The sequence below is a fragment of the Nocardioides sp. genome, from assembly GCF_030019515.1.
Lineage (GTDB): Bacteria > Actinomycetota > Actinomycetes > Propionibacteriales > Nocardioidaceae > Nocardioides.
On record NZ_JASEEQ010000001.1, the window covers coordinates 29,031 to 51,719 of the forward strand.

The following is a 22,689-nucleotide window of genomic DNA, read 5'->3' on the forward strand; positions in this document are numbered from 1 at the left end:
GCCAGCGTCTCCCGGCCACGGGGAAGAAACGCGCAGGTGCTCTCGCTCCTCCGGCGCTACCCGATGGCCAGCATCGGGGTCGTGATCATGTCGGTCTACGCGCTGACGGCGATCTTCGGCCCGCTGTTCGTGGGTGACCCGCTGAGCACGTCCCCGAGTGACGCGCTCGCCCCGCCCAGCTCCGAGCACTACTTCGGCACCGACCGTTTCGGGCGGGACGTGTTCACCAGGGCAGTGATCGCCGCCCGGCTCGACGTCGTCGTAGGCATCGTGATCGCCCTCATCGCGGCCATCGCCGGATCCCTCATCGGGGTGGTCGCGGGCTACTTCGGCGGGGCCTTCGACGAGGTGGTCATGCGAGTCACCGACGTCGTTCTCGCCTTCCCCGGCTTCGTCCTGGCGCTGATCCTGGTCGCCGCACTCGGCGACAGCATCCCGAACGTCGTGATCGCTGTGGCGATCGCGTACACGCCGTACTTCATCCGACTGGTCCGAGCGCGGGCTCTCGCCGAGCGGGAGCGCGAGTACGTCGACGCGGCGACGCTCGCCGGCAACGGCCGATGGCAGATTGCCTTCCGCCACGTGCTGCCCAACAGCCTGACACCGGCGTACACGCAGGCCGCGCTGGTGGCTGGGTGGGCCGTCCTCGACGTGGCCGGCCTGGCTTTCCTGGGAATCGGGATCCAACCCCCGACCGCGGAGTGGGGAGTCATGGTCGCCGAGGGCGCCAACGACGTCATGACCGGAGCCTGGTGGACCGCGCTCTTCCCCGGCGCCCTCATCGTGGCGCTGGCGCTGGCCTTCCAGCTGATCGGCGACGACCTGCAGGGAGAGAAGCGATGAGTCTCCTCGACGTCCGTGGTCTGAGCGTCGGCATCGCCGGCAAGGAGGAACTGCTGCTTCGCGACGTGACGCTGTCCCTGCAACCTGGCGAGATCCAGGGCGTGGTCGGGGAGTCCGGCTCCGGCAAGACCATGGCCTCGCTGGCGCTGCTCGGGCTGCTCCCGCCGTCGGTCGAGCTGCGCGGCGGGACGGCCGCGATCGGGGGCCGGACGGTGTTGGACGCCAGCCGTCGCGGAGTGACGCGACAGGTCGGTGACCTCACGATGGTCTTCCAGAACCCCCGGGGCGCGCTGAACCCGACGATGAAGGTCGGCCATCAGGTTCGCCGAGTGCTGACCAAGGTCCGCGGCAAGTCGAAGGGCGAGGCGACGACGGAGACGGTTGCCCTGCTGCGCAGGGTCGGCATCCCCGGCGCCGAGCGAGTCGCAGGTTCCTATCCTCACCAGCTCTCCGGTGGCATGTGCCAGCGAGTTGTGATCGCCATGGCGCTCGCGTACCGGCCGCGCGTGCTCATCGCCGACGAGCCGACCACCGGGCTCGACGTCACCGTGCAGGCCCAGATCTTCGACCTGCTGCGGGAACTGGTCGAGGAGACGAATTGCGGGGTCTTGTTCATCACGCACGATCTCGGCGCGGTGGCGGAGATGTGTGACCGCGTCTCGGTGCTGTACGCCGGGCAGCTCATGGAGACCGGGACCACGATCGAGACCTTCGAGCAACCGCGTCATCCCTACACCCGGTTCCTCCTGGAGTCTCTCAGCCCGCAGGAGAGCAGCCGGCTGACCAGCACGGAGGAGGCGGGCGTTGACTTCTCGCTCCCGGGTTGCCGGTTCGCGCACCGGTGCGCGCACGCCTTCGAGCGCTGTTCCGACTTCCCGCAACTCTTCCAGGCAGGACCCCAGCACCTCTACTCATGTTTCCTCGGTGAGGAGGAAGACGATGTCGCTGCTCAGCGTTCGCAACTTGCATAAGACCTACGGATCCGGAGCCCGCGCCCTCCCGGCGGTCCGAGGGGTCAGTCTTGACGTGGCGGCAGGCGAGACCCTGGCCCTGGTCGGAGAGTCGGGATGCGGCAAGTCGTCGACCGCCCGCATCGTGGTGGGGCTTGCTCAGCCGACCAGCGGGTCCGTCAGCCTGGCCGGCGAGGACCTGCACGCCCGGGTGCACGACCGTGAGGTCCGCCGACGGGCCCAGATGGTGTTCCAGCACCCGGACCAGTCGCTCAACCCGCACTTCACCGTTGCCAGGACGGTCGCCGAGCCCGCGCGCCTCCTCGTTGGCGGGCGCGACATCGAGGACCGTGTGGTCGAGGCGCTGAGGACCGTCGGGCTCGGGCCGGAGTACCGCGCGCGACGCCCGCGTGAGCTCTCGGGCGGCCAGCAGCAGCGGGTCGCCATCGCACGTGCCCTGATCTGCGACCCCGAGCTCGTCGTCCTGGACGAGCCGACGGCCAGCCTCGACCAGTCGGTGCGGTCGCGCGTGGTGGCGCTGCTGGAACGAGTGCAACAGGAACGGCAGGTGGGCTACCTCTTCATCAGCCACGACCTCACCACGGTGCGGCGGATCGCTCACCGGGTGGCGGTGATGTACCTCGGGAGGATCGTCGAGGTCGCGCCCACCGAAGAGCTGTTCGAGAACCCGCAGCACCCCTACACGAGGGCGCTGCTTGCTGCGGCGCCGGTCCCGGACCCGCGGCGGCGCAAGCGTGTCGTACCCCTGCGGGGCGAGACTCCCAGCGCGTCGGACTTGCCCACCGGGTGCTCGTTCCAGAGCCGGTGCCCGCTCGTGCACGACCGGTGCCGCACGACGCAGCCTCAGCTGGAGCCACTGGCTCCCGACCACGCTGCCGAATGCTTCGCGGTGGCGTCGCGCCCTGAGCACTTGGGAGTCGTCGGTTCCGACGGACGTCCCTAACAGCGGCTCGGTGCTCCGCCTGGCCAGTACACTTGTGCGACGTCGATGGGAGGTTGTCATTTGAGTCAGAGCTTGGAGCGCGCAGTGCTCCTCATCGAGGAGCTCTCGAAGCGGCCGCAGCGCCTGGGGGAGCTGGCTGAAGTGCTTGGCACGCACAAGTCGACTGTCCTCCGCACGCTGCAGTTGCTCGAAAGGTACGGTTGGGTGCGCCGCGAGGGGGACCTCCCGGTGTTCTCCCTCGGCCTGCGGCTCGTCGGGCTCTCGAACTCGATCCTGGACGACCTCGATATCCGGAAGGTGGCCCGTCCCCAGCTGGACCGGCTCGGCTCCGGAACCAAGGAGACGGTGCACCTCGGGGTGATGGACGGTACCGAGATGGTGTATCTCGACAAGGTCGAGAGCGTGCACCCGGTGCGGATGTACTCGCGCATCGGGGCGCGGGCGCCGCTGCATTGCACCGGAGTGGGAAAGGTGCTGCTGGCGTACACACCCGTCGAGGACTGGCCCGCTCTTGAGCTGCGGCGATTCACCGACCGGACCATTGTCGACCGTGAAGACTTGGTCGATGCGGGTGCGGACATCCGGGGTCGGGGCTGGGGCTGGGACGAGGAGGAGCACGAAGATGGTGTGCGGTGCATCGCCGCGCCCGTGTTCGGGCCTGACCACGAGATCATGGCGGCGGTCAGTGTGTCGGTCCCGACCAGCAGGCTCAGCGCCAAGCAGCTCCGGTCCCACGTCAGCCTCCTGCTCGACGTCACCGGCCGGATCAGCGCGAGTTTGGGCGGCGCCGCTCCAGTCAGCGTTTGACGCTCCGGCGTAGAGCGTTCGGTCCCAGTGGGACGTGGACGGACCCCTGTGGTGAGAGGCTCCCAGGCGCGCGGCGCAGGCGAGTGAGACGGGGGCTCGGCTGCGGGATTGGATCCGCGTCCATTTACGGTCCACAAACACTCAGAACCCATTCGGCAGCCGACGGGTCTCCTGAGGTCTGGAAGCAAGGGCGATTCCCTTGTCACATCGAGGTATTCGGCAGTTTCCGTGTCTTGCCAATAGCATTCGCGACCCTCGAGGGCGTCCAGAGGGTTCCGGTTCAAATCCCCGGCGCGTATCGATCCGACTCCGCCGTGTGAACTGAGACTGGGGGAGTGCTTCTGCGTCTCGGATCAGTACGGGATATACCTGCGCGGGGGAGAATCATCGGACGGCCTTGTGGGACCTGTTGGAGGGACGAAGTCCCTGACCTGGACCGTCGTCAATCGAGGTTCCTCCTGCGAACGTCAGAATGCTTGATATGAGCGGGCGCAGCACCTCGCCGAGAAGCCGCGCCTCCGGACGACTCTCGGGGCACGGGGTCACAATGAAGGGAGTGTCGCTGACGCTCGGAAAGTGAGCACTTTCGACGCTCGAAAAGTGAGCAGGTCTTCAGTGTGCCGTGTTCTCGGCTCGTGCTGAGGGCAGGGTGTCGATCCCGGTGTTTCGGAGCCGGTGGGATGAGCCCTTGAGGGTGATGACCTCGGCGTGGTGGACGATGCGGTCGATCATGGCTGCGGCGACGACCTGGTCTCCGAACACGTCGCCCCAGCGGGCGAAGGGCAGGTTGCTGGTCAGGATCAGCGAGGCGTGTTCGTAGCGGGACGAGACGAGCTGGAAGAACAGGTTCGCGGCGTCTTGCTCGAAGGGGATGTAGCCGACCTCGTCGACGATGAGGAGTCCGTAGCGGCTGAGCCGGGTGAGCTCCTCGGCCAGGCGGCCGTCGTGGTGGGCGGTTTGCAACCGGGTGACCCACTCAGTGGCGGTGGCGAACAGGACCCGGTGTCCTGCTTGGGCGGCTTTGATGCCGAGCCCGATCGCGAGGTGGGTCTTGCCCGTCCCGGGTGGTCCGAGCAGGACCACGTTCTCGGCCTTGGTCAGGAACGTGCCGGTGGCCAGATGCGCGATGAGGTCGCGCTTGAGCCCTGGCTGGTGGTCGAAGACGAAGTCCTCGATCGTCTTGGCCGTCCCGAACCCTGCCGCACTGGTCCGCAACTGTGCACCGGAGGCGTCACGGGCGGATACCTCGCGGTCCAACACCGCGGCCAGGTACTCCTCATGAGACCAGCCTGCGTCGCGGGCCTGGTCACCGAGCCGGGTTGCTGCCTCCCGGATCCGGGGTGCCTTCAACGCCCGGGCGAGGAAGTCGATCTGCTTGGTGATCCTCTCGGCGTCCTTGGTCGCCTTCGCGGTGGGTGTCATGACGCAACCTCGATGTTGACGCCGAACGCGGAGTCATAGTCGGCGAGGTCTCGCAGCACCACAGCCGCCTCAGTCGGCATCCCTCGAGGTGTTTGGAAGGCGTCCCGCAGCCTGGCTGCTGCGCTGACATGGTCGGGGTCGGTGATCGTCAAGGCGGTGCCCCATGCGCGTGGATGGTCGGCGATGACACGACCTTCGAGCCGGACGATGACCAGATCCAAGTCGGCGACCACGTCGACCATCCGCCCGATCGCGGTGGGATGGACGGAGTAGTCGTTGCCGAAGACCCGGACGTAGTAATCCCGGGGCAACCGGACCCGAGCAGCGAACCCATGGGCCGGCGCGACCGGAGGCAGCGCGAGCATTGCAGCCTTGTCGATACCCAGCAGGTCCACCGGGCGGGCCTTGAGCGCCCGGACGGTGCGGGAGTTGGCTCTGGGCAACCAGATACCCATCTGGGTGTTGAAGTCGCCCGGCGACTCGAAGTCCCGGCCGGGCAGGAACGAGGTCTCAAAGTAGCCGTTCATCCGTTCGACCCCGCCCTTGGACTCCGGGTCATACGCCTTGAGCTGGTGGATCTTGGTCGCCAACGCCCCAGCGAACCCACCGACCCCGGCCGCGAGCCGGTTGCGGCGACCGATGCCGGTCTCGTTGTCCCAGATCAACCGGCGCGGGACCGCACCCAGCTGCTGGGACAGCAAAGCCCACATCCCGGCAAGCAGGTCCGCGGTCGTCCGGGACGGGATCATCACCGCGGTGATGAACTTGGAGAACGACGTGACCATCACCAGCACCGGCAACATCACCAGGCTGCCCTCGACCGGGATCCGTGGTTCGGGAAACCACAGGTCGCACTGGACCTGGTCGCCGGGGTGATAGACGATCCGATCGGCTGGATCGGTCGGCGCATAGTCAGGCCGGATCAATGCGACGTTCTGACGGAACCACGTCGCTGACCCTGCCCAGCCGACCCGCTCGGCCAACACCGTCGCCGGCATCGAGGGCGTCGCCTTGAGCAACTGTCGGACCTGGACCTCGAACGGTTCAAAGCTCGTCGTCACCGGTGCCCGCGAGTACTCCGGCGGATCCACCGACGCGATCGCCTTGGCGACCGTGTTCCTCGAGATCCCGAGCTCCCTGGCGATCTGCGCCTTCGGCAACTTCTCACTCACATGCAGCCTGCGGATCAATGCCCAGTCTTCCAAAGTGATCACTTTCCCATCGTGGGTTGGTGCTCACTTTTCGAGCGTCACATCTGCTCAGTTTTCAACCGTCATCGACACGAACACGAAGATTCAACGAGCGTGGTCGGTTGGCAACTCGAGTGGCAACTCGAGCTCGTGACGACCCGGTGCGTATGTCTGGGCCGAAGTGACGCTGTCGATCACGGACCGCCGGGCGTTCGGCCGGGTCGATCCCGCTCGCACCAGGCGCTGTTAGGTTGTCAGATGGTGGAAGAGTCGGGGAGTGCGACCAGAGTCGCGTCCGAACATCCACGCTGTCCGTTCTGCGATCGTCGTAGATCTCGTCGAAATGGGTCGTCGTTTGGTGTGCTGTGGGGCGCAGATGCGTGCCGCACATATTCCCCATTTATTCGGTCAGAAGTTCGCTCTCGAGGTCAAGTTCGAGCAAGATCCGGATCGCTTCGACCAGGTGTTTGCGCAGGTCAGCGCATGTTTCTGCAAACGACGGCAGGTCTGTCGTTGCCTCTGGGCATGGACAAGGGGTCGCAGGTTCAAATCCTGTCAGCCCGACCGTGTGATGTCTCAGGACATCGGCGACACCCGGACCTGCGAATGCAGGTCCGGGTGTCGTTCATTTCGAGGGTCTGTTGGTGGGTCCGTTGGGTGCTCGGGGTCGGTTCCGGTCGGCTCACGGGCCAGTCGCCCGCGCCCGGCGGGAAGTGCGGTGCCTGGGAGCGACCTGGCTCATCCCCAGCACCGCACTTCTCGCTCGGCTCGCCGCGGCAGGCCGATCCCCGGATCGTCGGGCGTGGCCTCGCACCAGACCTGCCACCGGGCGGGCCGCGTACCGGCAGAGGTGCTCCTGGACGCGTTGGCACGGCTGCGCGATCCGTTCGACGTCGCCGCGGAGCCGGACGCCGCCGGCTCCGCTCTGCGGAGAGCGGGGTCGGTACCGGCGTGCCGGTGGGCGTCCGCGGGACGCGTCAGCCGCCGAGCAGGCCGCCCAGCCCGCCGCCGCTGCTCTTGCCGGCGGCCGCCTGGTGGCCGCCGGTGACCACGGACTCGCTCGGCTGGACGACGACGTACCCCTGTCCGCCGAACGCCATCTGGAAGGTCTCGCCGGTGCCCCCGCGGACCAGCGACTTCATGCCGCCGGTGTCGACCCGGATGTCCATGGACACCCCGGAGGTCCACAGCACGACCGCCTGCGCGTCGGCGAAGGTGGGCGCGCTCGCGACGTCGAGGGCCACCGGCTCGCCGCTCGTGGTGACCGCGACGTAGCCGGTTCCGCGCAGCGACACGTTGTAGAGCCCGCCGGTCATCGCGGCGCCCCGGGCCTGCACCCGGTGGATCTCCCACTCGATGGAGGAGGAGAAGGCGAGCACGCTGGCCCCGTTGACCGACACCAGGTCGTTCTCGAGGTAGAGGATCTGGACGTCGGAGGCGAAGTCGGCGACGAACAGCTCACCGGTGCCGGTGCACTGCATCATGTCGACGCCCTCGCCGGTCACCGCCTGCTTCAACATCTTGCCCAGACCGCCGGACCCCTTGTTCTCGAACCGGACGTCGCCCTGGTAGGCGACCATGGAGCCGGTCTTGGCCCACACCGGGCCGTAGCCCATGTCGATCTTCAGAAGCTTCTTGTTCTGCAGGGAGAACGGGTCGGTCGACGACTTCTCCTCGAACTCCTCCAGCAGGGTTCCGTGCAGCGGCATCTCGACTCCTTCTGAGGCCGTCGGCTTCGCGCCGGCGACGTCCTGTTTCGCACTCTACGAGCGCCGTCCGGCGTACGCTGCCGAACGGGGGAGCACCCCGACGAAGGGCTCAGGGAGGGCACCGAGATGGGATTCCTGGACAAGGCGAAGGCGGCGGCCAACGAGCTCGCCGCGAAGGCCGACACGGCGCTGGCGAACTCGGGCCTCGGCGGCCCCGGCGCGGCGGTCTCGCCGGAGAGGCTGCTCCGTGATCTGGGGGTCGTCGCCTATCTCGAGGCCGCAGGCCGACCGGCGCCGGAGGGTGAGCGGGACCGGCTGGTGGCCGCGCTGGGCGAGCACGAACGGGCCGGGACCCTGCCGGCGCTGGTGCTGCAGACCACGCCGCCGCCCGCGGCCGCCACGACGCCGCCCCCGAGTGGGGTGACGCCGGCTGCGCCGTCGGGCCCGGCCGAGACGCAGTCCGGCACGCCCGTGGTACCGCCTCCTCCGCCGCCGTCGTGGCTGAACAAGGCCGAGGACAGTTGACGCTGACCGGGGCGCAGTGGCGGCGCGAGGTCGCCGACCCGCGTTGGTCGCGCGGTCGTAGCCTTCGCCGGTGACCGACCTGCTGCTGGTCGCCGGCGTCGCGGCGGCCGTGTTCGTGCTGGCGGCGATGGCGCAGGCGATCACCGGCTTCGGATCGGCGCTGGTCGCCGTACCGCTCCTGACGCTGGTGGTGCACCCGATCGCGGCGGTGGTCGCCGCGACGGCCGTCAGCCTGGTGCTGACCAGCGGTGCGGCCTGGCGGGAGCGGTCGTACGTCGACCTCGCCTCCGCACGCACCCTGACGCTGACCGGCGTCCTGGGGATGCCGCTCGGGCTGGTCCTCCTGGCCCTGGCCGACGAGTCGCGGCTCCAGGCGTGGATCGCGGGGTCGATGCTGGTGATGGTGCTGCTCGTGGCGGCCGGGGTCCGGATCGGGGCCCGCGGACTGCCGGTGGCCGGACTGCTCAGTGGCGCGCTGCTCACCTCGACCGGCATGAACGGGCCGCCCCTGGTGATGGCGCTGATGGACCGCGAGCGCCGCGGCTACCGAGCCACGCTGCAGGGTGTGTTCGCCGTCCAGGACGTGGTGGCGGTCGCGGCGTTCCTCGTGCTCGGGTACGTCGACCGCGAGGTCGCGCTCCTGATCGCCTCGGGCGTCGTGGGACTCCCGGCCGGCTGGCGGCTGGGCGACGCGGTGTTCCACCGGATCCCGGCCGCCCGGCTGCGGCCCGTGATCGTGGGCGGGTTGGTGCTCACCGCGGCCTCGGTGCTCCTGGCTGCGGTCACCTAGTCGACGGCGGGATGCGGAATAGGGCGTGGTTCGATATAGTTGACATATCAACAACATCGCGGAGCGACGACCACCACCCACCCGTGGACCGGGCGGACGGCGGCCGAGGCGGGAGGGACCGCCCGCTCACGACACCGATCGACACCGATCGACACCGACGTACCGAACTCACAGAAGGGTGCAGATCATGAGGAGACTGGAGGGTCGCGTCGCGATCGTCACCGGCGCAGCGAGCGGGATCGGCAAGGAGACCGCGAAGCGCCTGGCCGAGGAGGGTGCGGCCGTGCTGATCACCGACATCCAGGTCGAGGCCGGCGAGGCCACGGTCAAGGAGATCGAGGAGGCCGGGGGGCGCGCCGCGTTCATCCGCCACGACGTCACCAGCGAGGCCGACTGGGAGGCCGCGATGGCCAAGGCGTCCGAGGACCTCGGTGGCGTCGACATCCTCGTCAACAACGCGGGCATGGGCGACATCAAGCCGATCGAGGAGACCACCCTGGCCGAGTGGGACCGGACGGTCGCCATCGACCAGACCGGCGTCTTCTTGGGCATGAAGATCGCCGCGCCGTACCTCAAGCGGTCCGAGCACGCCTCGGTCATCAACATCAGCTCGATCTTCGGCACCAGCGGCGGGTTCGGCGTCTCGCCGGCCTACCACGCGGCCAAGGGCGCGGTGCGGACGCTGACGAAGAACGTCGCGCTGCACTGGGCGACCGAGGGCGTCCGGGTGAACTCGATCCACCCCGGCTTCATCGCCACCCCGATCCTCGAGGAGTCCCGCGACACCCCGATCTGGGACGGCATGGTGCAGCTGACCCCGATGGCCCGGCTCGGCCGCCCCGAGGACATCGCGGCCGGCGTGGCGTACCTGGCCAGCGACGACGCCGCGTTCGTCACCGGGCTCGAGCTCTACATCGACGGCGGGTACATGGCCCGCTGACGCTGGCCCGCCGGTCCGGCACCCGCGGCCAGGGGCCTGCTCGCAGACACCTATGCTGGTCTGCCCATGAGCGGGATCCTGGTCGCGGGCACGAGCTCGGACGCCGGCAAGAGCGTCGTCACCACCGGACTGTGCCGCTCGCTGGCGCGGGCGGGAGTCAAGGTCGCGCCGTTCAAGGCGCAGAACCTGTCGAACAACTCGATGGTCTGCGCCGACGGCGCGGAGATCGGGCGGGCGCAGTGGGTGCAGGCCGTCGCCGCGAGCACCGAGCCAGAGGCCGCGATGAACCCGGTGCTCCTGAAGCCCGGGAGCGACCTGCGCAGCCACGTCGTCGTGATGGGCCGTCCCGCCGGCACGCTGGGCGCGGACGACTTCGCCGACGGCCGGGAGCCGCTGGCGCACACGGCGTACGCCGCCTTCGACGACCTGGCGTCGCGGTACGACGTCGTGGTCGCCGAGGGCGCCGGCAGCCCGGCGGAGGTCAACCTGCGGGCCGGCGACTTCGTGAACATGGGGCTCGCGCGGCATGCCGGCCTGCCCACCGTGGTGGTCGGGGACATCGACCGCGGCGGTCTGCTCGCCGCGATGTTCGGCACCGTCGCGCTGCTCGAGCCGGCCGACCAGCGGCTGCTCGCGGGATTCGTCGTCAACAAGTTCCGCGGCGACCTCGACCTGCTGCGGCCGGGCCTCGAGGAGCTGGAGCGGCTCACCGGCCGGCAGGTGTACGGCGTGCTGCCGTGGCACCCCGACCTGTGGCTGGACTCCGAGGGCACCCTCGACCTCGCCGGCCGGCGGGCCCGCGACGGCCGGGCCGCGCTCAAGGTCGCGGTCGTCCGGCTGCCGCGGATCAGCAACGTGACCGACGTCGACGCGCTGGGGATCGAGCCCGGCCTCGACGTCGTCCTCGCCACCGACCCGCGGTCACTCGCGGACGCCGACCTGGTCGTGCTGCCCGGCACCCGGGCGACCATCGCGGACCTCGCCTGGCTGCGCGAGCGGGGGCTGGACCGGGCGATCCACGCGCACGCCGCGGCGGGCCGGCCGGTGCTCGGGATCTGCGGAGGCCTCCAGATGCTCGGCCGGTCGGTGTCGGACCCGGGCGGCGTGGAGGGTGAGCCGGGCGCCCAGGTCGAGGGCCTGGGGCTGCTCGACGTACGCACGGACTTCGCGTCGCAGAAGGTGCTCCGGCTCTCGCGCGGCCTCGCGCTCGACTCGTCGACGTCCGGCTACGAGATCCACCACGGGGTCGTCAGCCGAGGCGCCGACGCGGAGGAGTTCCTCGGCGGGGCACGCAGCGGCCACGTGCTGGGCACGATGTGGCACGGCAGCCTCGAGGGCGACGCGTTCCGGACCGCGTTCCTCACCGAGGTGGCGCGGCTGACCGGTCACCTGTGGGAGCCTTCCGGCGTGAGCTTCGCAGCGGCCCGGGAGACGCGGTTGGAGCTGCTCGCCGACCTCGTCGAGGAGCACCTCGACGTCACCGCGATCGCCTCGCTGGCCACGGACGGCGCGCCGCACGGCCTGCCGGTGCTGCCGCCGGGCGCCGACCGGTGAGGGTCCTGGTCACCGGCGGGGTCCGCTCCGGCAAGTCCACCCACGCCGAGGCGCTGCTCCGCGGCGAGCCCGCCGTCACGTACGTCGCCCCGGGGCCGGTGCGCGACGACGCCGACTGGGCCGCGCGGGTCGCCGCCCACCGCGCCCGCCGTCCCGCGGCGTGGACCACGCTCGAGACGGGCGACCTCGCCGCCGCGCTGCGCACCCCCGGCCCGGTGCTGGTGGACTGCCTCGGCACCTGGCTGACCCGGCAGGTGGACGAGGCCGGGCTCTGGGAGGCCGAGTCCGACGTGGTGTCGGCGTACGTCGACGCCCGGGTGACCGACGCGCTCGCCGCCCTGGTCGAGCCCCGGGACGGCACGGTGGTGCTCGTCACCAACGAGGTTGGCCTCGGCATCGTCCCCGAGCACCGCTCCGGGCGCGTGTTCCGCGACCTCCTCGGGGTCGTGAACCAGCGCTTCGGCCGCGCCTGCGACGAGGTCCACCTCGTCGTCGCCGGGCGCGTCCTCGTCCTCTAGCCCTAACCGGCCGCCCAGACGAGCAGCGTCGTCGCGAGCGCCAGCTCGACGGCGGCCCCCATCACGTCGCCGGTCACGCCGCCGAACCGGCGTCCGGCACGGTGGACGAGCACGAGGACGACCAGGCCACCGAGCACCGAGAGCAGGAGCCCGCCGAGGACGGCGACGGGGACCGGGACGGTGCGGGCGACGTCGGCACCCAGACCGTCCGCCCGCGCCGCCGGCACCCGCGTGCAGCACACGATCCACAGCGCGCAGCGGGACAGGCACACCAGCGCGCCGGCGAGGAGCGGCCGATCCAGGTACGCCGTGAGCGCCGTCGCCTGCACACCGGCCACCACGACGGTCGCCAGCACGCCCGCCGGGCCGCTGGTGCCCGACCGCATCACCGCGAGCGAGCGGACCGGGTCGTACGACGCCGTGAGGCCGTCCACCGTGTCGGAGAGCCCGTCCCAGTGCAGCGCGCGGGAGCCGGCGGCCAGCGCCCCCACCGTCAGGAGGCCGACCGCGAGCGGCGGCACCTCGAGCGTCCGCCCGGCCACCAGGACCAGGGCCACGAGCAGCCCGAGGGGGACGGCCGCCACCGGCGCCAGGAGCATCGCGCGGCGCGCGGTGGTCCGGTCGACCCGCTCGGGCGGGCGCACCGGCAGGGCGGTCAGGGTGCCGACGGCGAGCCGCCAGGCGTCACGCATCGAGCTCGCTGAGCAGCGCCACCTCGCGCAGCAGGGCGACCGCGCTGCGCAGTACCGGCACGGCCGCGACCGCGCCACTGCCCTCGCCGAGCCGCAGCCCGAGGTCGAGCGCCGGCTCCAGGCCGAACTTGGCCAGCGCGAGCGACTGGGCCGGCTCGGTGGAGCGGTGGCCCGCGGCGTACCAGGCGGCGGCCCCCGGCTCGAGCCGGTCCGCAGTGAGCGCGCAGGCCACCGCCATCAGCCCGTCGAGGAGCGCCGGCACCCCCTGGCGCGCCGCCTCGAGGAGGTACCCGGTGCTGGCGGCGAGGTCCGCGCTGCCGAGCGCGGTGAGCGCCTCGACGGGGTCGTCCACGCGGGCTCCGGCGCGGTGGAGGGCCTGGTCGATCAGCGTCTGCTTGTGCTCGAGGGTGGGCACGTCGACGCCGGTGCCCCGCCCGGTGACCTCGCTGGCAGGCAGGCCCAGCCCGGCCGCCACCAGCGCCGCGGCCGGCGTGGTGTTGCCGATCCCCATGTCGCCGCTCAGCAGCAGCTGGGCGCCGGCGGCGATCTCCTCGCGGGCCACGGCGGCGCCGGCGTCGAGCGCGGCCAGGGTCTGCTCGGCGGTCAGCGCGTCCTCGAGGTGGATCGCGCCCGAGGAGCGCCGGACCTTGAACCGTCGTACGTCGTCGGGGACGCCGGCCAGGTCGTCGTCGACGCCCAGGTCGAGGACCCGGACCGCGACCCCGTGGGCGGCGGCGAGCGCGTTGACCCCCGCCCGGCCCGCGACGAACGTCCGCACCATGGCGGCGGTGATCGCGGGCGGGTACGCCGAGACGCCGTGGCGCGCGACGCCGTGGTCACCGGCGAAGATCACCAGCCGCACCCGGTCCAGCTCCCGTGGTGGCACCTCGCCCTGGCAGGCCGACAGCCAGACCCCGAGGTCGCCGAGCCGACCGAGTGCTCCGGGCGGTGTGGCCAGGTCGGAGAGGCGGGCGGCGGCCAGGGCCGCGGCCTCTGGGGACGGTGCGCGCATGGCCGTCAGGCTAACGGCGCGATCACGTCCCGGACCCAGCGGTCGACCTCGCCCCGGGTGCGCAGCCGTACGACGGGCAGGTCGGGCCGGGCCGCGGCCACCGCCCGGACCCGCCCGTCGTACAGGTGCCGGGTGCTGATCGACCACCGCACGATGTGCTCGCGGTCGGTGACGAAGCCGAGCAGCGGGCCCTCCTGGTTGCCGTTCCACAGCTGCTCGCGGCGCACGCGGCGTCGGACCGTGCGGCGCACCACCCGGCTCAGCGTCACCCGGAACGGCAGGTCCACCCAGACCATCAGGTCGGCCTGCTCGGCCAGCAGGGGTCGCGCCCCGTCGTACTGCCACTCGGTCACCCAGCGGCCCGCGGCGAGGAACGCCGCCACGTCGGACTCGAACGCAGGCCGCGGCGTCCAGCCGGCGCCGTGGTACAGGCCGTCGATCTCGGTGTACGGCAGGCCCAGCACGGCGGCGACCTGGCGCGCCAGCGTGCTCTTGCCGGAGCCCGACACACCGGCGACCGCGATCCGCGCGGGCCGGTAGGGGAGCGGGTCGGACGCGCTGAGCACCGCGGCATCGTACGGTGCGGGCGTGGAGGCCTGCGAGATCGTGCCGGGGGACCGGCCGGCGACGTTCGTGCTGCGCCTGTCCGGCAGGAGCCAGTCGCACGTGGACCTCGACGACCCGACCCGGCTGGCCTTCGACTACGTACGCCGGATCGCCGATGTCGTCGACGCCGCAGCCCCGCCCGGGGCGCCGGTGCGGGTGGTGCACGTCGGCGGCGCGGCGATGACGCTGCCGCGGTACGTCGCCGCCACCCGGCCGGGCTCGGCCCAGGTCGTCCTGGAGCCGGCGACCGAGGTCACCGAGCTGGTCCGCCGGGAGCTCCCGCTGCCGCGCCGCAGCGGGATCAAGGTCCGGGGCGTGGACGGTCGGCGCGGCGTCGCCGAGCTCCGCGACGGGTACGCGGAGCTGGTCCTGCTCGACGCGTTCTCCGACGGCCGGGTGCCGGCCGAGCTCGTCACGGTGGAGTTCTTCGAGGACGTCGCGCGGGCGCTCGACGGGGGCGGGCTCCTGGTGCTCAACCTGACCGACCGGGCGCCGTTCGGGTGGACCCGGCGGGTGGTCGCCGGCCTGCGGCAGGTGTTCGGGTCGGTGGCCCTGGGAGTCGAGCCCGCGACCCTGCGGGCCCGCCGGCTCGGCAACCTCGTGGTGGTCGCCTCGCGCGGCAGCGTCCCGGCCGACGCGCTGGCGGCCCGGGCGGCGAGCGCGGCCGCGCCGTACCGGGTGCTGGACGGCCGGCAGGTCAGCGACGGCTTCGGCGGCGGCACCGCCTTCACCGATGCCGACTCCGCGCCGTCCCCGGCCCCGGACGGCTGAGCATCGCGGGAGCCGTTCCCGGTGAGTCGGCGCGTCTTGCCCGGCTGTGCGGGTCGAGTCGGCGCATCTTGCCCGGCTTCGCGTACAAGATGCGCCGACTCGACGTTGCTGAGCGGGCAGTTTGCGCCGACTCGACGGTCAGGCGGGGTCGGCGGCCAGGGCCCGTCCGACGGTGAGCGCCTGCTCGGTCGAGCCGCCGTGGAGGAACTCGAAGCGCTTGGCGCTGGTGAAGTAGCGGTGCGCCTCGCCGTCGAGGTCGATGCCGACGCCGCCGTGCAAGTGCACGGTGGTGTGCGCGAGCCGGTGCCCGGCGTCGGCCGCCCAGAGCTTCGCGATCGCGACCTCGGTCTCCGCCGGGAGCCCCTCCTCGAGACGCCAGGCGGCCTGCCACAGGGTGAGCCGCTGGCCGAGCACGTCGATGTAGCCGTCGGCCAGGCGCTGGGAGACCGCCTGGAAGGTGCCGATCGGCCGCCCGAACTGCTCGCGCGTCTTCGCGTACGTCGAGGTGAGCCGAAGCGCGCCCTCGGTGATGCCCAGCTGCTCGGCGCTCGCGGCGAGCAGCAGCAGCTGACGCAGCCGGCGGTCGGTCGACCCGTCGGCCGCGCCGACCGCGCGGTCCGGCCCGACGGCGACGCCGTCCAGGTCGAGGCGCGCCACGCCGTCGCCGTCGGAGAACCGCTGGGCGACGACGGTGACGCCCGGATCGCCGGGCTCGACCAGGTAGACGCCGGTGCCGGTCGGGGTCTCCGCCGGCACGAGGAAGGCGTCGGCGTACGGTCCCGCCGGCACGATCGCCTTGCTGCCGGTGAGCCGGTGGCCGTCCCCGTCGGGCGTGGCCCGGGTCGTGGGGCGGCTCGGGGCGAAGGCACGCTCCTCGGCGACCGCGGCGGTCAGGACGTGCGCGCCGGTGGCGGCGCCGGGCAGCCAGCGCTCCTGCAGGGCCGCCGGCCCGGCCTCGGCGAGCAGCCGCGCCGCCGGGCCGTGGGCCGCGAGCGGCAGCGGCGCCACGGTGCGGCCGACCTCGACGAGCACCCGGCACAGCTCGACCAGCCCGAGCCCCGCGCCGTCGTACCGCTCGGGCAGCGCGAGGCCGAGCAGCCCGGCCGCACCCAGCTCGGCCCACAGGTCGCGGTCGAAACGGTCGCCGCCGGCCTCGACGGCCTTGAGCCGGTCATTGTTCGTGCGGTCCCGCAGGATGCTGGCCGCGAGCTCCGCGGCCTCGTCCTGCTCGGGGGTGAAGGTGAAGTCCATGGTCTACCTCTTCGCTGCGGGCAGTCCGAGCCCGACGTAGCCGATGATGTCGCGCTGGATCTCGTTGGTGCCGCCGCCGAAGGTCATCACCAGCGCCGAGCGGTAGTAGCGCTCGAGCCGACCCGCCAGCACGGCGCCGTCGGAGTCGCCGGTGACCCCGGCGTTCGGGCCGACGATCTCCATCAACGACCGGTAGACCTCGGTGGCCAGCTCCGAACCGTAGATCTTGGTCGCCGAGGCCTCGGCGGGGGAGAGGTCGATGCCCGCGTCGGCGTCGGCCGCGAGCTTCCAGTTGATCAGGGAGAGGGCCTCGGTGCGCGCGTGCGCGCGGCCGAGAGCGATCTGCACCCACTCGACGTCGATGACTCGCTGGCCGTCGGGGTTCTTCGTCTCCTGCGCCCACCTGCGGACCAGGTCGATCGACTGGGTGAGCGGTGCGGACGAGGTGAGCGCGACGCGCTCGTGGTTGAGCTGGTTCGTCATCAGCGACCAGCCGCCGTTCAGCTCGCCGACCAGGTTGGCGTAGGGGACGCGGACGTCCTCGTAGTACGTCGCGCTCGTGCTCACGCCCGCGACGGTGTGGACCGGGGTGTAGGAGAACCCCGGCGCGTCCGCGGGCACCATGATCATCGAGAGGCCCTTGTGCCGGGGCAGGTCCGGGTCGGTGCGGCAGGCCAGCCAGATCCAGTCGGCGTACTGGATCAGCGAGGTCCACATCTTCTGCCCGTTGATCACCCACTCGTCGCCCTCGCGGACCGCCTTGGTCTTGAGCGAGGCGAGGTCGGTGCCGGAGCCGGGCTCGGAGTAGCCGATCGAGAAGTGCAGGTCGCCGGCCAGGATCCGGGGCAGGAAGTACTCCTTCTGCTCGGCGGTGCCGTAGCGCATGATCGTCGGCCCGACCGTGTTGAGCGTCAGGTACGGGATCGGCACCCCGGCGACGGCGGCGGCGTCGGTGAAGATCAGCTGCTCGATCATCGAGCGCGCCTGCCCGCCGTACTCCGTCGGCCAGCCGATGCCGAGCCAGCCGTCGGCGCCGAGGGTGCGGATGACGTCCTTGTAGACGCCCGCCTCCCCGAACTCGCCGGTCGCCGACGCGAGGCCGGCCTTGACCTCGGGGGTGACGAGGGCGGCGAAGTACTCGCGAAGCTCCTCGCGGAGCCGCTCCTGCTCGGGTGTGAGGGCGATGTGCATGGCGGGGACTCCCGTAGGGACAGCTGGCGGTGGGAAGGTGGGTGCTGCTGGCAACCGCGACCTAAAAACTATAACCTGTTCTCGTTTTGGTCCACCTGTCTGGAGGCACGCCATGAGCCCCACCCCGTCCAGCGCCCGAGCTCTCGACCGCGGCACCCCGCCGGAGCGGTTCGCTCGCGGCTGGCACTGCCTGGGCCTCGCGTCGGCCTTCGCCGACGGCAAGCCGCACGGCGTGGAGGCGTTCGGCGGCAAGCTGGTGGTGTGGCAGGACACCCGGGGCGAGATCAACGCCCTGGACGGCTATTGCCGGCACATGGGCGGTGACCTCACCCAGGGCACGATCAAGGGCGACGAGGTCGCGTGCCCCTTCCACGACTGGCGCTGGGGTGGGGACGGCAAGTGCAAGGCGATCCCGTACGCCCGCCGGGTGCCGCTGCGGGCGCGCACCGAGCGCTACCCGGTCGTGGTCCGCAACGGCCAGGTGCTGGTCTGGCACGACGTGGAGGGCTCCGAACCCGACCTGGACGTGCTCCCGCCGGAGCTGCCCGGCGTCGGCACCGACGAGTACACCGACTGGACCTGGGAGGTCCTCGACGTCCCCAACGCGCACTGCCGCGAGATCATCGACAACGTCGTGGACATGGCGCACTTCTTCTACATCCACTTCGCGTTCCCGACCAGCTTCCGCAACGTGTTCGAGGGACACGTCGCGACCCAGTTCATGGAGTCGACCGGCCGTCCGGACGTGGGCGGTGCCGGGTACGGCGACGAGGGGCTGATGCTGAAGTCGGAGGCCTCGTACTACGGGCCGTCGTACATGATCAACTGGATCAACGTCGACTACAAGGGCTTCGAGACCGAGGTCATCCTGATTAACTGCCACGTGCCGACCTCGCAGAACTCCTTCAAGCTGCAGTACGGCCTGTGCGTCAAGAAGCCCGAGGGCGTGGACGACGCCACCGCCGAGTACATCGGCAAGCGCTACTCCGAGACGTTCAAGGAGGGCTTCGAGCAGGACGTCGCGATCTGGCTCAGCAAGGCGCCGGTGCAGAACCCGCTGCTGTGCGAGGAGGACGGTCCGGTCTACCAGCTGCGCCGGTGGTACGAGCAGTTCTACGTCGACCGGGAGGACGTCACCTCGGAGATGACCGAGCGGTTCGAGTTCGAGGTCGACACCACCAAGGCCAACGAGCACTGGCGCGCCGAGGTGGAGGAGAACCTCGCCCGGAAGAGCGCCGAGGACGCGGAGGCGCAGGACGCCGACGCCACCCCGCCGATCATGACGGGCACCTGATGGCGTCCTTCGTCCCCTCCAGCCCGGCCACGCTGGAGGACCAGCGGCTCTACACCCGGGCCCGGCTGGTCGAGGTGGCCTGCCTGGACTGCCTCGCGACCGTCGGGGTGAAGAAGAACAGCGAGCACCACACCTCCATCCAGTGGTCGGACCAGGCTCTCGGGCACTGCCAGGAGTTCGCGAGAATGGCGACCCAGCCCGGCGGGCGGCCGGTGCACGCCGGTTGCCCGCGGCTCGCGGCCAGCATCGATGCGGCCGCGCGCGAGGGCCGGATCCCCATCGGAGCCGAGGACGGTTACTGAGCCGATGACCGAAGAGTCGTTCGAGCTGAAGGTCGTGGACGTGGTCGAGGAGACCGCGGACGCGCACTCCATCTCCTTCGAGGTGCCCGCCGGCGCCGAGGAGCGGTTCGCGTACAAGCCCGGGCAGTTCCTCACCCTCGCCGTCCCGAGCGATCAGACCGGCGTCGCGGCCCGGTGCTACTCGCTGTCCAGCAGCCCGGTCGGCGGCGGGCCGCTGACGATCACCGTCAAGCGCACCGCCGACGGCTTCGCATCGAACTGGATCTGCGACAACGTGCGCGAGGGCGACACCGTCCGGGCGCTGCCGCCCAGCGGCATCTTCACGCCGGCCTCGTTGAGCGCAGACCTGCTGCTGTTCGCCGCCGGCAGCGGGATCACCCCGATCATGTCGATCACCCGAGCCGCGCTGGGGCAGGGGACCGGACGGATCGTGCTCCTGTACGCCAACCGCGACGAGCGGTCGGTGATCTTCGCCGAGGAGCTCACGCGGCTCTCCGCAGAGCACCCCGACCGGCTGGTCGTGCTGCACTGGCTGGAGTCCGTGCAGGGCCTGCCCGGCCAGGAGCAGGTGAAGGCCTTCGCCGGGGGATACCTCTCCTACGACGCCTTCGTGTGCGGTCCCGCCCCGTTCATGAAGCTCGTCGTCGGCGCGCTCAAGGAGCTGGAGTTCCCGCGCGAGCGCCGGCACCAGGAGAAGTTCATCTCGCTGGGCGGCAACCCGTTCGGCGACCTGCTCGACCAGGAGACCGCGCAGCAGGAGATCGAGGACGCCGAGACCGACCCCGACGACCTCGGCGGTGCCGCCGGCGCCGACACGGGGCAGCCGCAGGGCCCGGTGCGGCTCGAGGTCGAGCTCGACGGCGAGCAGTACGCGTTCGACGACTGGGCGCCCGGTACCAAGCTGCTCGAGCACCTGGAGTCGAAGGGCATCAAGGCGCCGTACTCGTGCCGCGAGGGGGAGTGCTCGGCGTGCGCCGTACGCCTCGTCGAGGGCGAGGTGAAGATGCTCCACAACGACGTCCTCGACGCCGACGACATCGCCGACGGCATCCGGCTCGGGTGCCAGGCGGTGCCGGTGACCGACGTCGTCAAGGTCACCTACCACTGACCTGCCCCGGCTGCGTGGTCCGAGCGTGACGGAGGCTGCGCCCGACGGGTGTGGTCTAGCCCGCGGGTGCGCATGTGGCGCCGCACCGTAACGCCGGCCCGGGGCCGTGAGTTGCCCTCACAACCACGATCTCCGCCGCCCGGAGTCCGGAAATGAGGGATGCGCCATGTCGCTCGGACCGAGCCTGTTCTGCCTGACCTGCCTCGGGTTGCTCCTCGCCGCCGCCACCGCCCGCCCGGCGGCGCCCCGGGACCGCCGGCGCGACCTGGCCCGGCGGCGCCGCCAGCTGCGTCGCCATCCCGGGCGCGTGAACCTGCTCGACGTCGAGCGCCTGCTGGTCGAGGGCGGTCAGGCCCCACGCACCGTGGAGCGGGTGCTGCGCCGGGCCCGGGCCCGGCACGTGTGCGCCCGCACGATGTGGCGCTGGGCGACCGTCCACGGCGCGGACCGGCTCGTGCTCGTCATGGACGCCGGTCTCGCCGAGGACACGATGCTCGACCACCTCGACGCCGGGACGCTCCCGCGGTGGGAGTCGCTGCGGATCTTCGCGGGCCTCAGCACCGACGACCTGCCGGCCGGCATGCCGCTCGCGGAGCTCGTCGACCTCGACTCGATCCCCACGTTCGACGAGCTCACGTTCCCGACCGGGCTCGCCGACTGGGCCACGGACCGGACGGTCGACCGACAGACCGACCGACCGGGCGAACAGTGGACCGGCACGGTGCCGGACGACCTGAGCGGCTTCGGGGACTGGCCGCACGTCGCGTTCTGAGCAGCCGGCGCTCAGGACGGGCGCCCGGACTCACCAGCCGCGCGAGCGCCACTCGCCGAGGTGCGGTCGCTCGGCGCCGATGGTGGAGTCGTCGCCGTGGCCGGGATAGAACCAGGTCTCGTCGGGGAGCCGATGGAAGATCTTCGACTCGACGTCGTCGACGAGCTGCGCGAAGGCCGCCTCGTCACCGAAGGTGTTGCCGACCCCGCCCGGGAACAGGGAGTCGCCGGTGAACAGGTGCGGGTGGCCGTCGGGGTCGTCGTACAGCAGCGCGACGGAGCCGGGGGTGTGCCCCGCCAGGGCGATCACCTCGAGGGTGCACGCGCCGACGGCGACGGTGTCGCCCTGGGCGACGGTCCGGGTCACCGGGACACCGGTCTGCTCGGTGACGGCGGCGGCGTCGGGCGCCCCGACGATGACCGCCGCGTGGGTGGCCGCGACGACGTCGGCCAGCGCGCGATGGTGGTCCCAGTGCTGGTGGGTCGTCACGACGGCTGTCAGCCCGGCGTCCCCGACGAGGGGGAGCAGGGTGCCGGGCTCGGCGGCCGCGTCGACGAGCAGCTGCGCCCCGGTCTCCCGGCACCGCAGCAGGTAGCAGTTGTTCGACATCTGCTCGTCGACCGAGACCTTCGTGATCGTCAGGTGGGTCAGCTCGCGCACGGCCGCCGGGCCGCCGGGCCGCACCGCCCCGGTGTACTGCGGCGAGTTCTCGGCCATCACCACTCCTCGATCCGCGGCAGCTCGCCGCCGTCGCACGCCAGGCCCTCGCCCGACCCTCGGCCGGTGAGCCACCAGGCCAGGTCCGCGGCGGCGCCGGACGCCGTCGGCCCGCCGCCCGCCGGGTCGCCGAAGGCCCACGAGCGGCCCAGGTCGGTGGCGTGGACGGCGAAGGCGGCGCCGCCCCGGCCGCGCGTCTCGGCGGTGTCGAGGACGTGGATCGTGAGCTCCGGGGACCAGCCGGACCGGTCGTAGCCCGCGGCCAGGTCGACGTGGTGGATCTCCACCTCGCGCAGCCGCATCCCGGGCACGGCCGAGGCGGGGAAGCTCGGCCCGCCGGGGGTCCGCTCGATCCTGGTGTCCCACGCGTCGTCCGGGACGGCCGTGATGGCGTCGGCCAGGTCGGTGCAGGCGCCGAGCAGCCGGGTCCGGATCGCCGCGGGCGCCTTGCCGGCGAGCTCCTCGATGTCGGCGTCGCGCGCCTCCGGCGACGCGTACATCGGCACCCGGCGGCCCTTCACGATGCCCGCGAGCGCGCCGGCCAGGCCCTCGGCGTTGAGCGCGAGGTGGGCCAGCACGTGGGCGCGGGTCCAGCCGGGCAGCGAGCTGGCGGCGGCGTACTCGGACTCCTCGAGCCCGTCGGTGGTGCGGATCAGGCTGCGGGTCGCCTCGGGGAGCAGCACCTCGGCGAAGGTGGCTGGTTCCGGGCTGGTGCGGGCGTCGGCCATGCGCCCATCCTGCCCGAGGCCCGGCTGTCGGTG

24 protein-coding genes are annotated in these 22,689 nt (G+C 71.6%); 14 read left to right on the plus strand and 10 right to left on the minus strand.

Annotated elements, in window-relative coordinates; genetic code table 11:
• Nucleotides 1-36 precede the first annotated feature (36 nt).
• The 4 genes from QMC84_RS00140 to QMC84_RS00155 are packed head-to-tail and all read left to right on the plus strand — an operon-like array spanning nucleotide 37 to nucleotide 3,564.
• A complete protein-coding gene (locus QMC84_RS00140; protein ID WP_300370219.1) occupies nucleotides 37-843 on the plus strand; it encodes an ABC transporter permease in 807 nt (268 codons plus the stop codon).
• Nucleotides 840-1,814, plus strand: coding sequence for an ABC transporter ATP-binding protein (locus QMC84_RS00145; RefSeq protein ID WP_300370222.1), 975 nt, complete (start codon nucleotides 840-842; stop codon nucleotides 1,812-1,814). Before QMC84_RS00140 ends, QMC84_RS00145 begins: the two co-directional genes overlap by 4 nt.
• A complete protein-coding gene (locus tag QMC84_RS00150) occupies nucleotides 1,783-2,757 on the plus strand; it encodes an ABC transporter ATP-binding protein (protein ID WP_300371402.1) in 975 nt (324 codons plus the stop codon). Before QMC84_RS00145 ends, QMC84_RS00150 begins: the two co-directional genes overlap by 32 nt.
• 45 nt (nucleotides 2,758-2,802) lie before the next feature.
• Entirely contained in the window at nucleotides 2,803-3,564 is a 762-nt protein-coding gene (locus tag QMC84_RS00155; RefSeq protein ID WP_300370225.1) for an IclR family transcriptional regulator, read from the plus strand.
• A gap of 612 nt (nucleotides 3,565-4,176) precedes the next feature.
• On the opposite strand, the gene istB is transcribed toward QMC84_RS00155, so the two are convergent.
• The 3 genes from istB to QMC84_RS00170 form a co-directional block, all read right to left on the minus strand.
• Entirely contained in the window at nucleotides 4,177-4,986 is an 810-nt protein-coding gene (istB, locus tag QMC84_RS00160) for an IS21-like element helper ATPase IstB (protein ID WP_300370228.1), read from the minus strand.
• A complete protein-coding gene (gene istA / locus QMC84_RS00165; protein ID WP_300370231.1) occupies nucleotides 4,983-6,200 on the minus strand; it encodes an IS21 family transposase in 1,218 nt (405 codons plus the stop codon). Before istA ends, istB begins: the two co-directional genes overlap by 4 nt.
• Before the next feature lie 953 nt (nucleotides 6,201-7,153).
• On the minus strand, nucleotides 7,154-7,885 hold the full coding sequence (locus QMC84_RS00170) for an AIM24 family protein (RefSeq protein ID WP_300370234.1): 732 nt from the start codon (nucleotides 7,883-7,885) through the stop codon (nucleotides 7,154-7,156).
• A 126-nt stretch (nucleotides 7,886-8,011) separates the two neighbouring features.
• Between QMC84_RS00170 and QMC84_RS00175 the strand changes: the two genes are divergently transcribed.
• From QMC84_RS00175 to QMC84_RS00195, 5 genes are all read left to right on the plus strand, one after another.
• Nucleotides 8,012-8,410: a hypothetical protein gene (locus QMC84_RS00175; RefSeq protein WP_300370237.1), complete on the plus strand. Its 399-nt coding sequence runs from the start codon at nucleotides 8,012-8,014 to the stop codon at nucleotides 8,408-8,410.
• Nucleotides 8,411-8,480: 70 nt separating this feature from the next.
• Nucleotides 8,481-9,200 carry a sulfite exporter TauE/SafE family protein gene (locus tag QMC84_RS00180; protein WP_300370240.1) on the plus strand — a complete coding sequence of 240 codons (720 nt, stop codon included), beginning with the start codon at nucleotides 8,481-8,483 and terminating at the stop codon, nucleotides 9,198-9,200.
• Nucleotides 9,201-9,387: 187 nt separating this feature from the next.
• Nucleotides 9,388-10,140, plus strand: coding sequence for a glucose 1-dehydrogenase (locus tag QMC84_RS00185; RefSeq protein WP_300370243.1), 753 nt, complete (start codon nucleotides 9,388-9,390; stop codon nucleotides 10,138-10,140).
• A gap of 66 nt (nucleotides 10,141-10,206) precedes the next feature.
• Entirely contained in the window at nucleotides 10,207-11,694 is a 1,488-nt protein-coding gene (locus tag QMC84_RS00190; protein ID WP_300370246.1) for a cobyric acid synthase, read from the plus strand.
• Entirely contained in the window at nucleotides 11,691-12,212 is a 522-nt protein-coding gene (locus tag QMC84_RS00195; protein WP_300370249.1) for a bifunctional adenosylcobinamide kinase/adenosylcobinamide-phosphate guanylyltransferase, read from the plus strand. The genes QMC84_RS00190 and QMC84_RS00195 overlap by 4 nt, the downstream gene beginning before the upstream one ends.
• 2 nt (nucleotides 12,213-12,214) lie before the next feature.
• On the opposite strand, the gene QMC84_RS00200 is transcribed toward QMC84_RS00195, so the two are convergent.
• Genes QMC84_RS00200 through QMC84_RS00210 form a run of 3 tightly spaced genes read right to left on the minus strand, consistent with a single transcriptional unit; the run spans nucleotide 12,215 to nucleotide 14,482 of the window.
• On the minus strand, nucleotides 12,215-12,904 hold the full coding sequence (locus QMC84_RS00200; RefSeq protein WP_300370252.1) for an adenosylcobinamide-GDP ribazoletransferase: 690 nt from the start codon (nucleotides 12,902-12,904) through the stop codon (nucleotides 12,215-12,217).
• On the minus strand, nucleotides 12,897-13,916 hold the full coding sequence (cobT, locus tag QMC84_RS00205; protein ID WP_300370255.1) for a nicotinate-nucleotide--dimethylbenzimidazole phosphoribosyltransferase: 1,020 nt from the start codon (nucleotides 13,914-13,916) through the stop codon (nucleotides 12,897-12,899). Before cobT ends, QMC84_RS00200 begins: the two co-directional genes overlap by 8 nt.
• A gap of 5 nt (nucleotides 13,917-13,921) precedes the next feature.
• Nucleotides 13,922-14,482: an AAA family ATPase gene (locus QMC84_RS00210; protein WP_300370258.1), complete on the minus strand. Its 561-nt coding sequence runs from the start codon at nucleotides 14,480-14,482 to the stop codon at nucleotides 13,922-13,924.
• Between the two features lie 22 nt (nucleotides 14,483-14,504).
• On the opposite strand from QMC84_RS00210, the gene QMC84_RS00215 reads away from it, so the two are divergent.
• Nucleotides 14,505-15,293, plus strand: a complete 789-nt coding sequence (locus tag QMC84_RS00215; protein ID WP_300370261.1) for a fused MFS/spermidine synthase — start codon at nucleotides 14,505-14,507, stop codon at nucleotides 15,291-15,293.
• Between the two features lie 138 nt (nucleotides 15,294-15,431).
• Here the strand turns inward: QMC84_RS00215 and QMC84_RS00220 are convergent, their stop codons facing one another.
• On the minus strand, nucleotides 15,432-16,544 hold the full coding sequence (locus QMC84_RS00220) for an acyl-CoA dehydrogenase family protein (RefSeq protein ID WP_300370264.1): 1,113 nt from the start codon (nucleotides 16,542-16,544) through the stop codon (nucleotides 15,432-15,434).
• A gap of 3 nt (nucleotides 16,545-16,547) precedes the next feature.
• Nucleotides 16,548-17,735 carry an acyl-CoA dehydrogenase family protein gene (locus QMC84_RS00225; protein ID WP_300370267.1) on the minus strand — a complete coding sequence of 396 codons (1,188 nt, stop codon included), beginning with the start codon at nucleotides 17,733-17,735 and terminating at the stop codon, nucleotides 16,548-16,550.
• A 112-nt stretch (nucleotides 17,736-17,847) separates the two neighbouring features.
• Between QMC84_RS00225 and QMC84_RS00230 the strand changes: the two genes are divergently transcribed.
• The 4 genes from QMC84_RS00230 to QMC84_RS00245 all read left to right on the plus strand — a co-directional run bounded on the left by QMC84_RS00230 (nucleotide 17,848) and on the right by QMC84_RS00245 (nucleotide 21,211).
• Nucleotides 17,848-19,029 (plus strand): Rieske 2Fe-2S domain-containing protein, encoded by a 1,182-nt coding sequence (locus tag QMC84_RS00230; protein ID WP_300370270.1) that lies wholly within the window; start codon nucleotides 17,848-17,850, stop codon nucleotides 19,027-19,029.
• Nucleotides 19,029-19,331: a hypothetical protein gene (locus QMC84_RS00235; RefSeq protein WP_300370273.1), complete on the plus strand. Its 303-nt coding sequence runs from the start codon at nucleotides 19,029-19,031 to the stop codon at nucleotides 19,329-19,331. The genes QMC84_RS00230 and QMC84_RS00235 overlap by 1 nt, the downstream gene beginning before the upstream one ends.
• A 4-nt stretch (nucleotides 19,332-19,335) precedes the next feature.
• Entirely contained in the window at nucleotides 19,336-20,439 is a 1,104-nt protein-coding gene (locus QMC84_RS00240; RefSeq protein WP_300370276.1) for a 2Fe-2S iron-sulfur cluster-binding protein, read from the plus strand.
• Between the two features lie 166 nt (nucleotides 20,440-20,605).
• Nucleotides 20,606-21,211: a hypothetical protein gene (locus tag QMC84_RS00245; protein WP_300370279.1), complete on the plus strand. Its 606-nt coding sequence runs from the start codon at nucleotides 20,606-20,608 to the stop codon at nucleotides 21,209-21,211.
• 30 nt (nucleotides 21,212-21,241) lie between these two features.
• On the opposite strand, the gene QMC84_RS00250 is transcribed toward QMC84_RS00245, so the two are convergent.
• Both QMC84_RS00250 and QMC84_RS00255 read right to left on the minus strand, forming a co-directional pair.
• Nucleotides 21,242-21,928 carry an MBL fold metallo-hydrolase gene (locus QMC84_RS00250; protein ID WP_300370282.1) on the minus strand — a complete coding sequence of 229 codons (687 nt, stop codon included), beginning with the start codon at nucleotides 21,926-21,928 and terminating at the stop codon, nucleotides 21,242-21,244.
• Complete coding sequence (locus QMC84_RS00255) at nucleotides 21,928-22,656, minus strand: maleylpyruvate isomerase family mycothiol-dependent enzyme (protein WP_300370284.1); 729 nt, start codon at nucleotides 22,654-22,656, stop codon at nucleotides 21,928-21,930. Before QMC84_RS00255 ends, QMC84_RS00250 begins: the two co-directional genes overlap by 1 nt.
• Nucleotides 22,657-22,689: the final 33 nt, after the last annotated feature.